This window comes from Algibacter ulvanivorans, from assembly GCF_048381495.1.
In the GTDB taxonomy this organism is placed as follows: domain Bacteria; phylum Bacteroidota; class Bacteroidia; order Flavobacteriales; family Flavobacteriaceae; genus Algibacter_B; species Algibacter_B ulvanivorans.
Genome location: NZ_JBLWGD010000073.1, coordinates 1 through 289 on the forward strand (window position 1 = coordinate 1; position 289 = coordinate 289).

At 46.0% G+C, this 289-nt stretch carries 1 protein-coding gene; it reads left to right on the forward strand.

Going from position 1 to position 289, the window contains the following annotated elements; genetic code table 11:
• On the forward strand, positions 1-289 hold a 289-nt coding region (locus tag ACNG5D_RS16015; protein WP_418184532.1), incomplete at both ends, for an HYR domain-containing protein.

Here is a 289-nt window from a genome sequence, read left to right on the forward strand (position 1 = left end):
AAACAACGGTCACTTGGACCGTAACCGATGGTGCTGCTAATACGGCCACTTGTACGCAAACTGTGGCTGTAACCGATAATATCAATCCGACTATTGTAAACTGTGCTGCACCGGTATCTGTAAATGTTGATGCTAATGGCTGTTCTACAGATGCCGCTAATGTCAATCTTGGAACGCCTACTGTGGATGATAACTGTAACACAACAGCCATATCTAATGATGCACCTGCCTCATTCCCATTAGGAGAAACAACGGTCACTTGGACCGTAACCGATGGCGCTGGTAATAC